The organism is Actinomadura sp. 7K534 (assembly GCF_004348575.1).
GTDB classification, from domain to species: domain Bacteria; phylum Actinomycetota; class Actinomycetes; order Streptosporangiales; family Streptosporangiaceae; genus Spirillospora; species Spirillospora livida.
Genome location: NZ_SMKB01000240.1, coordinates 1 through 10,639, shown reverse-complemented (window position 1 = coordinate 10,639; position 10,639 = coordinate 1). Strand labels below are relative to the sequence as shown.

Here is a 10,639-nt window from a genome sequence, read left to right as displayed (position 1 = left end):
AGGTGGGGCTGGGGGTCAGGCGTTGGCGGCGGCGCCCACGACGAGGGGGGTGCCGGAGCCGGTGACGTGCTCGGACTCGACGACGTCGGCGACGACCGCGGTGATGTTGTCGGGGCCGCCGTTGTCGCGGGCGAGCTCGATCAGGCGGTCGACGGCCCGCTGCGGGTCGGCCTCGGCGGACAGCACCTCGTAGATCTTCTGCGCGTCGACCGGGCCGCTCAGGCCGTCGGAGCACAGCAGGTAGCGGTCGCCGAGCTGGGCGTCGCGCAGGCGCAGGTCGGGCTCGCGGTCCTCGCGTCCGTCCAGGACCCGGTAGAGGACGTGCGACAGCCGCGACGTCTCGGCCGGGTCGGCCTGCTGGCCGGCCTGCTCGGCCTCCGCCTTGAGCAGCTCGTCCATCGTGTGGTCCTGGGTCATCTGGTACAGCTCGCCGTCGCGCAGCATGTAGCCGCGCGAGTCGCCGACGTGCGCCAGCGCCACGGACTCGCCGTCCCAGAGCATGGCGGTGAGCGTGGTGCCCATCCGGCTCAGGTCGGGACGTTCCTCGCGGGCGAGCCGGAGTTTCTCGTTGGCCTCGGCCACCGCGCGGCCCAGCGCGTCGACAAGATCGTCTTTGCGGGCGTCGGTGTCCAGCGAGCGCAGTGAGCCGATCACGGTGGAACTCGCGACCTCGCCGCCCGCGTAGCCGCCCATCCCGTCCGCGACAGCGATCAACCGCGCACCGGCGTAGCCCGAGTCCTCGTTGTTCTCTCGGTTGCAGCCGATGTCGCTGCCTGCTGCGTATCTGATTGCTACGTTCATACCAATTTCGATGACGATCCTGTCAGAGGAGTTGTATCAGCCGCGGGCCGTGGCTTCACCGGTTTCCCCGGGGGCGCCGACGCCGTGCCGGACGGCGTACAGGGCCGCCTGCGTCCGATCCTGGACTCCCAGTTTCATGAGCAGATTACTGACGTGCGTCTTGACCGTCTTCTCGGACACCACGAGCGCGCGGGCGATCTCCCGGTTGGACCTCCCCCGCGCGATGTGCACGAGCACCTCCCGTTCCCGTTCGGTCAGCGCGGCCAGGCCGCGGTCGTCTCGGCCGGCCCCGCCCCCCGGGCCGTCCGCCAGCATCGCCTCGGCCGCGTCGGGCGCGAACAGCACGTGCCCGTCCCGGACCGCCCGGATCGCCTGCACCAGCGCCTGCGGATCGACGTCCTTGTACAGATACCCGGCCGCCCCCGCCTGCACCGCCGGCAGCACGTGCCCGCGCTCGGTGACGCTGGTGAGGACCAGGACCCGTGCCGCCACCCCCCGAGCCCGCAGCTCCGTCAGCGCGGCCAAGCCGTCGGCGCCCGGCATCTTGAGGTCCATGAGCACGATATCGGGCTCCAGCGATTCGGCCAGTGTCACGGCCGACACGCCGTCTTCGGCCTCGCCGACGACCTCGATGTCGTCCTGGATGCCGAGGAAGGTGCGCAGCCCCTGCCGGACGACCGGATGGTCGTCGGCGATCAGGACCCTGATCGTGCCACCTCGCGGGCCCGTGCCGTTGGCGCTCACAGCGGCACCTCCAGCCGGACGGTCGTGCCCTTCCCCGGCCGGGCGTCGATCGTGAGGCCCCCGCCGATGGAGTACGCCCTGTCCCGCATGGAGGCGAGCCCCAGCCCGTTCTGGGGCTCGGCCGCGTCGGACGTGTCGAACCCGGAACCGTCGTCGGCGACCTCCAGGACGGCGCTCCCGTCGCTGGTCGCCAGCCGCACCTCGACCGTCTGCGCCCCGGCGTGTCGCAACGCGTTGTAGAGGGCCTCCTGGGTGATGCGGAAGGCGACGGCCTCGTGCTCCTCCGGCAGCACCACCGCTTCGTCGGCGGCGATGCGCACACTGGCCTCGTGGGCCCGGTCGAGGACCTCGACGTGCTTGCGCAGCGAGGGGACCAGCCCGTCGGCGAGGTCGGCAGGGCGCAGCTCGAAGATCACGGCGCGCAGCTCGTTGAGCGCCTCGGCGGCCAGCCGCTCAACCTGCTCCAGCTCCCGGACGGTGCGGGCCGGGTCGCGCTCGGCCAGCGTGGACGCGGTGCGGGCGGTCAGCCGCAGCGAGAAGAGCTTCTGCGCGACGGCGTCGTGGAGCTCGCGGGCCATGCGGTTGCGCTCGGCGACGACCGTCAGCTCGCGGTTGTGCTCGTAGAGCCGCGCGTTCGTGATGGCGATCGCGGCGTGCGCGGCGAACAGGGTGAGGAGCTCCTCGTCGTTCGCGGTGAAGCCGCCGGGGCTGCGCTTGTTGGCGAGGAACACGATGCCGAGGACGTCCTCGCCGTCCAGGATCGGCACGCCCAGGAAGTCCTTCAGGACGGGATGCGCGACCGGCCAGCCCTCGAACTCGGGCTCCTTGCGGATGTCGTCGAGCCGCTTCGGCGCGTCGCCCTGCAGCATCGCGGCGAGCATCCCGTGCTGGCGGGGCATCGGCCCGATGCGCTCCCACTCCTCATCGGAGATGCCCTCGACGACGAACTCGGCGAACGAGCCCTCGTCGTCCGGCACGCCGAGCGCGGCGTAGCGGGCGTCCAGCAGCTGCGCGGCCGCCCGGACGATCACCTGGAGCACCTCGTGCACGGACAGGTGCCGGGTCACCGCGAGCACGGCCGAGCTCACGGCGTGCAGGGTCGCGCCCTGGTCGCCGCAGCCGCCGCTCTCGGTCTCCATCCCGGCCTCTCGTCGCCCGTGGTACGAGCGCCTTCCGGCACTCACTGTGAAGACCGTACTCGGTGCCCGGGTCTTCTCGCTTCCCCCGGGAAAGGCGAGCCTGCACACGGTTCGCCCCATCTGCGGCGCGGGCGCGGCGGACCCGGGTCCTAGGACCATCTGACCACCGTCCGGGGACCCGTCGGCCGATGCCCCGGATCGCGCGGTTTCCTAGCGTCGACGGCATGAGAACAGCACTGATCACCGGGGCCTCCCGCGGGCTCGGCCGGGCCCTGGCCCGCGAACTCGCCCGGGACGGCTGGCACCTCGTCGTCGACGCGCGCGACGCGGACGCCCTGTCGGCCGCCGTCCGGGAGATCGGCGGAAGCGTCACGGCCGTCGCCGGGGACGTCACCGACCCCGCGCACCGCGCGGACCTCGTCCGGGCGGCGGACGGCGGGCTCGACCTGCTCGTCAACAACGCGAGCACCCTCGGCCCGGCGCCGATGCCGCGGCTGGCCGAGCTGCCCGTCGCCGACCTCGCGGACACCTTCGCGACGAACGTCCTGGCGCCGCTCGCGCTCGTCCAGGACTTCCTGCCCGGCCTCCGGGAGCGCGGCGGCGCGATCCTGAACGTCACCTCGGACGCCGCCACGGAGAACTACGAGACGTGGGGCGGCTACGGGTCGTCGAAGGCGGCCCTGGAGCAGCTCTCCAACATCCTGGCCGCGGAAGAGCCCGGCGTCGCGGTCTGGTGGGTGGACCCAGGCGAGATGAACACCGCCATGCTGCGCGCGGCCGGCGAGGACGCCGACTCCGCCCCGCCTCCCGAGCGGACGGCCGCCGTACTGCGGCGGCTGGTGGCGGACCGCCCGCCCAGCGGCCGGTACCGGGCCGCCGACCTCCCCGCCGAACCCGCCGCCGCGCGATGACGGCCGTCGTCGACCCCGAACCCGCAAAGGCCGCGCCGGGCGTCGACCGCGGCCTGCTGGGCGCCGGGTTCCGTGGGCCGACGTTCGGCATCGTCACGGTCGTCACGCTGCTGGCCTTCGAGAACATGGCCGTCGGCACGGTCATGCCGCTGATCGCCGGGGACCTGGACGGGCTGGCCCTCTACGCGTGGGGGTTCAGCTCGACCCTGATCACGAGCCTGCTGTCCATCGTCCTGGCGGGCGGCTGGGTCGACCGGTCGGGTCCGGGGCGGCCGTTCATGATCGGGCTCGGCACGTTCGTCGCGGGCCTGGCGCTCTCGGGCGCGGCCCCGTCCATGTGGCTGTTCGTCGCGGGCCGCGCCGTGCAGGGCTTCGGCTCGGGCATCGCACTGGTCGCCCTCTACGTCATGATCGCCCGCGTCTATCCGGAGGAGCTCCGCCCCCGGGTGTTCGGGGCGCTCTCGGCCGCCTGGGTGCTCCCGTCGCTGATCGGCCCCGCGGTCGGCGGCGTCGTCGCCGAGCACGCGGGCTGGCGGTGGGTGTTCCTCGGGCTGATCCCGCTGGTCGTCCCGCCGGTGCTGCTGCTCGTCCCGGCGCTGCGCGGCACCGGCCTCGCGGGCGGCGGCGCCGCGGTGCCGGGCCGGAGCCGGTACCTGGCCGCGATCACGGTCTCGGCGGGCGCCGGGATCTTCCTGTACGGCCTGGACAGGCCCGGCTGGACGATGGCGGCGGCCGCGGCCGCCGGGCTCGCGGGTCTCGCCTACGGGCTGCCGAAGCTGCTGCCCGCCGGGACGCTGCGGTTCCGGCGCGGGCTGCCGAGCGTCGTCCTGGTCCGGGGGCTGCTCGCCGGCGCGTTCTTCGGCACCGGCGTGTTCATCCCCCTGGCGCTCACCCGGCTGCACGGCTTCAGCGCCGCGCAGGCGGGGATCGTCCTGACGGTCGGCTCCCTCGGCTGGTCGGCGTCGGCCCAGCTCCAGAGCAGGTCGAAGCGGCCCCGCACGTTCTTCGTCCAGCTCGGCGCCGTGCTCGTCACCGCCGGGATCGTCCTGTCCGTCGGCGCGCTCCAGTTCTCCGGCTGGCTCACCGCCCCCGCGTGGGTGATCGGCGGCGCCGGGATGGGCTTCGCGATCAGCAGCCTCTCCGTCCTGCTCCTCGACCTGTCGCCCGCGGGCGAGCAGGGCGTCAACTCGTCCGCGCTCCAGATCAGCGACACCCTCGGCTCGTCCCTGGTGGTCGGCGTCGCGGGCGCGCTGGTCGCCGGCTTCGGCGCCGCCCGGCTCGGCACGGGGCTCGCCGTCGCCGGGGCGCTGTTCGCCGCGATCGCCGCCCTCGGCGTGATCACCGCACTCCGGCTGGAGGCCCGCACATGACCGTCGAGTTCGCCCTCCCCGCCGCCCTGGAGGCGCACGAACCGCCCGAGGCGCGCGGCCGCGCCCGGGACGGCGTCCGGCTCCTCGTCTCGCGCCGCGCCACCGGAGAGGTCTCCCACCACGGGTTCCGCGACCTCCCCTCGCTGCTCGAACCCGGCGACCTCCTCGTCGTCAACACCTCGGCCACGCTGCCCGCCGCCGTCCGGCTCGACCGGATCAGCGTGCACTTCTCCACGCCCGTGCCCGGCGGGGACGACCGGCTGTGGATCGTGGAGCTGCGGCGCCGCGCCGGGAAGGCCGACCGGCCCTACTCGGGCGGCCGCTGCGGCGAATGGATCCCCATGCCGGGCGGCGCCACGCTCACCCTGGTCAGGCGGCACGCGAGCGGGCGTGACGGGCCGTCGCCGAGGGAGTCCGACCGGCTCTGGGAGGCCAGGCTCAGCACCGACGTCGTCCCGTACCTGCGGGGGCACGGGACGCCGATCCGGTACGGGTACGTGCGCCAGGACTGGCCGGTCGCCGCGTACCAGACGGCGTTCGCGCACGACCGGGCGGCGGGCGGCGCCGAGATGCCGAGCGCCGGACGCCCCTTCACCCCCGAACTCGTCACCCGGCTCGTCTCTGGCGGCGTGCTCATCGCGCCGATCACGCTGCACACGGGCGTGGCGTCCCCCGAGGCCCACGAACCCCCGTACGCCGAGCGCTACGAGGTCCCGGAAGCGACGGCCGCGCTGGTCGGGCACGTCCGTTCCCGGGGCGGGCGGGTGATCGCCGTCGGCACGACCGCCGTACGCGCCCTGGAGACGTCCGTGGACGCCTCAGGACGCGTCCGGGCGTCAGCGGGGTGGACCGAGCACGTCGTGACGCCGGAGCGCGGCGTCCGGGCCGTCGACGGGCTCCTCACCGGGCTGCACGAGCCGAAGTCGTCCCACCTGATGATGCTGACCGCCATCGCGGGACCCGGCCTGCTCGCCGCCACCTACGAATCCGCCCTGGCCGAGCGCTACCTCTGGCACGAGTTCGGGGACGCCAACCTCATCCTGCCCGGCTAGCGCCTCGTCTCGCATGGCGGACCTGACGCGCGGGCCGCACGTCGCGGCCGGTACCGTTGGGAACAGCTATGGACGGGTCAGGACAGCGCACGCTCCTCATCACACTCACCGGCCGCGACCGCCCCGGCGTGACGTCGCGTCTCTTCAGGACACTCGCGGAATTCCCGCTCACCGTCGCCGACGTGGAGCAGGTCGTCATCCGCGGCCGCCTCATCCTCGGCGTCCTGCTCGCCTACAGCGAGGGCGCCGACATCGGCCGGGTGTGGAACGCCGCCGAACGCGTCGCCAACGACCTCGACATGGAGATCGAGCTGTCGACGGGCCGCAACAAGCGGATGCCGAAGCGCCGCGGCCGGCTGCACGTCACCGTCCTCGGCGCGCCGCTGAAGCCCGCCGCCATGGCGGGCATCGCCGGCCGCATCTCCGCGCACGGCGCCAACATCGACCGCATCGAGCGCCTCGCGCAGAACCCCGTTACCTGCATCGAGATGGACGTCTCCGGCGCCGACCCCGACGCGCTCCGCGCCGCCCTCACCGCCGAGGCCGCCGAGCAGCAGGTGGACGTCGCCGTCCAGCACGGCGGCCTGCACCGGCGCGCCAAGCGGCTGATCGTCATGGACGTCGACTCCACCCTCATCCAGGGCGAGGTCATCGAGCTGCTCGCCGAGCACGCCGGCTGCCTCGACGAGGTCGCCAAGGTCACCGAGGCCGCCATGCGCGGCGAACTCGACTTCGAGGGCTCGCTGCGCGAGCGGGTCGCGCTGCTCGCCGGGCTCGACGCGTCCGCCATCGACGACGTCCGCGACAAGCTCCGGCTGGCCGCGGGCGCCCGCACCATGGTCCGCACCCTCAAGCGCCTCGACTACAAGTTCGCCATCGTCAGCGGCGGCTTCACCCAGGTCACCGACGCCCTCGTCGAGGACCTCGGCATCGACTACTCCGCCGCCAACACGCTGGAGATCGAGAACGGCAAGATCACCGGCCGGGTGCACGGCCCGGTCATCGACCGCGCCGGCAAGGCGGCCGCGCTGGAGCACTTCGCCAGCGAGGCCGGCATCCCCGTCAGCCAGACCGTCGCGATCGGCGACGGCGCCAACGACCTCGACATGCTCCAGGCCGCCGGCCTCGGCATCGCCTACAACGCCAAGCCCGTCGTCCGCGAGGCCGCCGACACCGCCGTCAACGTCCCCTATCTGGACACGATCGTCTTCCTCCTGGGGATCTCGCGCGAAGAGGTCGAGGCCGCCGACGCCCTCGACGCCCGGGGCGACGAGCCCCCGGCCGCCCGGTAGGCAGCGGAGCGTGCACCCGCCCCCGCAGGCCGCGCGGCGCACGCCGGCCGCCTCGTGGGGCCGCGGGGACGAGTGGCGCTGAGGATGCGGTCCAGGGTGCGGGCCGGGCTGCGGCGGGGCCGGGCGGCCCTGGAGAGCCCGGCTGACGGCGAACGGTCCCCGGTACTGCAGCGGGCACGGGAAGCCATCGTCCAGGCCCAGGGGCACGCGACGCCCATGTACGGCATCGCCGCGGCGCTCGCCATCGCGGTGCCGCTGTTCATCGGGACGATCACCGGAAACGCCGTCCAGGGGTCCGTGATCGCGCTCGGCGCCTACCTCGTCGCGCTGCGCGCCCCGGAAGGCCCCTACGGGACGCGGGCCCGGAACCTCGCGGTCGGCGTCGTGGTCGTCGCGGTCGGCTCGGGGATCGGCGGGCTGCTGAGCGAGCGCACCTGGCTGCCGGTCCTCGTGGTGCCGCCGCTGGTCGCCCTCGGCACCGCCATACCGCGGATCGGGTCGACGGCCGGGCTCGCGGTCCTGCTCAGCGCGGTCCGGCCGCCGTCCGACGTCATCCTCATCGGGGTGCTCGAGCTCATCGGCGGGCTGCTCGTCGCCGTCCTGCTGCTGGCGCCGTGGCCCGCGCGGCGACTGCGCCCCCTGAACACCGCGCTGAGCGACACCGCCGACGCGGTCGCCGAGGCGCTCGACGCCGTCGCGCAGGAGATCGGGGCACCCGACGCCAGCCTCCTCGACGACGTCGACGTCACCGACCCCGACCTGCTCGCCATCACCCGCATCCCCGACTGGGAGGCCAAGCGGCGGGCCGCGTCGGAGGCGCTCACCACGGCCCGCGCCACGTACGGGCTCTACCGGTCCGGGCGCGGGCGCCAGGACCCCACCCGGCCCGAGCGGCTCATCGAGGGACTGGCCCGCGTGCTGCACGAGACGGTGACGCTGCAGGCCGTCCTGGAGGCCACCAGGAACTACCCGCCGGACCGCCCCTGGCAGGAGGAGACGCAGACGGCGATCTGGGCGCTGGCCGCGCGGCTCCGGCTGATCTCCGGCACGATCGCCACCGGCGGCGAGGCACCGCTCGGCCGCGAGGAGTCCGCCGCCGTCCGGCGCATGGGACGCGCCGCCGAGCACATCCGGCGCGCCGGGCTCGCCGGAGACGAGGACCTCGTCGCGGTCGCGCTGATCGGCCAGGTGCGCCGGTCCGTCGACCGCATCGCCGGCGAGGTCGCCCGCACCCGCCGCATCACCGCGGGCGGGCTGCGGATCGGCCTGTCGCCGCCCCGGATGCCGGCCACCCTCAGCCCGGCACCGGTCCTGGGCCGGATCCGCAACGCCGTCCGCACCCGCTCCCCCCGGTTCCGGCAGGTGTCGCGCGTCTACCTGACGGCGCTGGTCACCATGGCGCTCGCCGCCGCGCTGCACCTCCAGTTCGGGCACTGGATGACGATCACCGCGATGCTGAGCCTGCGCGCCACCTACGGCGAGACCGTGGAACACCTCGTCCAGCGCTTCGGCGGCACCGCCGCCGGCTCCGCCGTCGCCGCGATCATCCTCGCCATCGCGCCCGGGCAGTCCACCATCGCGGTCATCGCCTTCTGCTTCGCCGTCGCCGGCTACGCGATGCGCTCCGTGAACTACACCTACTGGGCCCTGTTCGGGACGCCGCTCGCGATGATGCTGCTGGAGTACAGCACGCCCTCCGACTGGCTCACCGCCGGCCAGCGCATCGTCCTGACCCTCGGCGGGACGGTCATCGCGTACCTCGCCGTCCGGCTGCTGTGGCCCGCCGGGCACGTAGAACGCCTGCCCGTTCTCCTCGGCCGCCTCCTCGACCGGCACGCCGACCTCGTCCGCGCCGCCGCCGACGTCCTCGCCGGCGAACGCACCCGCCTCCCCTACGACAAGATCGTCGCCGCCGAGCGCGCCGCGGAGGCCGTCGCCGAGACCCGCACCCGCCTCGGCCACGAACGGCTGCCCGACACCGTGCTGATCACCGAGCTCGGCACCGCCGTCGACGCCGCGCACCGCGTCCGCGACCACCTCATCACCGTCGCCAAGCTGTCCCGCGAAGAGGCCGTGGACACCGGCCCGATCCCCGAAATCCTCGACCGCCTCGCCGACCAGTTCGAAGAAGCCGCGGAACTACTCGAAGACGAAGAGCACGACCCCAAGGCCGAGACGCCCACCGAAGCGCTCAGCGAGGAACTCGCCGACCTCGACACCCACCTGTCCAAGCTCACCAGGCGCCGCCGCGCCGAACTCAGCTCCGGCGTCGACCGGGACGAGTTCACCCCGCTCCGGCACGCCCTGCTGCAGGTCTCCGGCACCCGCCACGTCATCCGCCTGCTGCGCGAGGACACCGGAACCGTCATCGACTCGTCGCTGCAGGCCGCCGAACCGCGCCCCTGACGTCAGTCCTTCGGAGTATGGGTGGCGCGGAGCGTCCCCGAACCGGGATGCATGTCCGCCCACGCGCCCGACAACTCGATCACCGCGAACGCGCACGTCGGGAAGAGCGCCGGCGCGCGCCCGGCGAGATCGAAGACGAGCTGGTGCACCGACGGGTTGTGCCCCACCAGCAGCAGCCTCCCCACCTCGTCCGGCGTCCGGCTCACCAGCTCGAGAAGCTCCCGGGGGTCGTTGTCATAGATGCCCGACTCGAAACTCACCTCGGCGTCGACGTCCAGCAGCGCCAGCGTCTCCCGCGTCCGCGCCGCCGTCGAACACAGCACCAGATCCGGGACGAGCCCGTTCGCCCGCAACCACTCCCCGGCCGCCGCGGCATCCCGCCGCCCGCGATCGTTCAGCGTCCGATCGATGTCCGCGACCCACAACCCGGCGACAGCCTTGGCATGGCGAAGCACGACCAGCACCGGCGTACCCACTTCCATCTCTCTCCCTTCGTACTTATTGCATTGCCCTCGGCGGTCAGGCGCTAGAGCGCCTTCCCTTCAACGGGCAATGCGCGCGATCGCTGCATCGCTCCGGCTCGCCTGGCGGCTCGCTGCGCGATCAGGTTCCTCGCAGGCTCGGAACCTGCCTTCGGACGCGATCGCAAGCCTTCAGGTCGTCGCGGGGTTGCTGTGGTGGCTGAGGTCCCCGCGCCCCTCACAAAACCGCCCAGCCCAGGCGCTGGAGCGCCTTTCTGCGGCGGGGACGCAGTGCTCCAGCTCGCCCTTGGGGCTCGCGGTGGTATCAGGTTTCTCGCATGCTCAAAACCTGCCTTTGGACTTGATCGCAGGCGTTGGGGTTGTTGTGGGGTTGCTGTGGTGGCTGGGGGCTGCGTGGGCATTACAGGACCGTTCAGCCTTGGCGCTGGAGCGTCTTTTGTGG

9 protein-coding genes are annotated in these 10,639 nt (G+C 73.4%); 5 read left to right on the top strand and 4 right to left on the bottom strand.

Translation table 11 applies throughout. From position 1 onward, the window contains the following. Positions 1 to 15: 15 nt before the first annotated feature. The 3 genes from E1266_RS30825 to E1266_RS30815 are packed head-to-tail and all read right to left on the bottom strand — an operon-like array spanning position 16 to position 2,684. A complete protein-coding gene (locus E1266_RS30825; RefSeq protein ID WP_132053048.1) occupies positions 16 to 801 on the bottom strand; it encodes a protein phosphatase 2C domain-containing protein in 786 nt (261 codons plus the stop codon). A 36-nt stretch (positions 802 to 837) separates the two neighbouring features. Further along, positions 838 to 1,545, bottom strand: coding sequence for a response regulator transcription factor (locus E1266_RS30820; protein ID WP_132053046.1), 708 nt, complete (start codon positions 1,543 to 1,545; stop codon positions 838 to 840). Then, positions 1,542 to 2,684, bottom strand: a complete 1,143-nt coding sequence (locus E1266_RS30815; RefSeq protein WP_132053044.1) for a GAF domain-containing sensor histidine kinase — start codon at positions 2,682 to 2,684, stop codon at positions 1,542 to 1,544. Before E1266_RS30815 ends, E1266_RS30820 begins: the two co-directional genes overlap by 4 nt. A 224-nt stretch (positions 2,685 to 2,908) precedes the next feature. On the opposite strand from E1266_RS30815, the gene E1266_RS30810 reads away from it, so the two are divergent. The 5 genes from E1266_RS30810 (at position 2,909) to E1266_RS30790 (ending at position 9,715) form a co-directional block, all read left to right on the top strand. Beyond that, positions 2,909 to 3,595, top strand: a complete 687-nt coding sequence (locus E1266_RS30810) for an SDR family oxidoreductase (protein ID WP_132053042.1) — start codon at positions 2,909 to 2,911, stop codon at positions 3,593 to 3,595. Further along, positions 3,592 to 4,965: an MFS transporter gene (locus E1266_RS30805; RefSeq protein WP_132053040.1), complete on the top strand. Its 1,374-nt coding sequence runs from the start codon at positions 3,592 to 3,594 to the stop codon at positions 4,963 to 4,965. Before E1266_RS30810 ends, E1266_RS30805 begins: the two co-directional genes overlap by 4 nt. Further along, positions 4,962 to 6,017 (top strand): S-adenosylmethionine:tRNA ribosyltransferase-isomerase, encoded by a 1,056-nt coding sequence (locus E1266_RS30800; protein WP_132053038.1) that lies wholly within the window; start codon positions 4,962 to 4,964, stop codon positions 6,015 to 6,017. The genes E1266_RS30805 and E1266_RS30800 overlap by 4 nt, the downstream gene beginning before the upstream one ends. Before the next feature lie 68 nt (positions 6,018 to 6,085). Next, the gene (gene serB / locus E1266_RS30795; protein ID WP_132053036.1) at positions 6,086 to 7,309 is read left to right on the top strand and encodes a phosphoserine phosphatase SerB; all 1,224 of its coding nucleotides are present in this window, start codon (positions 6,086 to 6,088) and stop codon (positions 7,307 to 7,309) included. A 96-nt stretch (positions 7,310 to 7,405) separates the two neighbouring features. Further along, positions 7,406 to 9,715 (top strand): FUSC family protein, encoded by a 2,310-nt coding sequence (locus E1266_RS30790; RefSeq protein WP_165966276.1) that lies wholly within the window; start codon positions 7,406 to 7,408, stop codon positions 9,713 to 9,715. Between the two features lie 2 nt (positions 9,716 to 9,717). On the opposite strand, the gene E1266_RS30785 is transcribed toward E1266_RS30790, so the two are convergent. Continuing rightward, positions 9,718 to 10,197 (bottom strand): histidine phosphatase family protein, encoded by a 480-nt coding sequence (locus E1266_RS30785; RefSeq protein ID WP_132053032.1) that lies wholly within the window; start codon positions 10,195 to 10,197, stop codon positions 9,718 to 9,720. Positions 10,198 to 10,639: the final 442 nt, after the last annotated feature.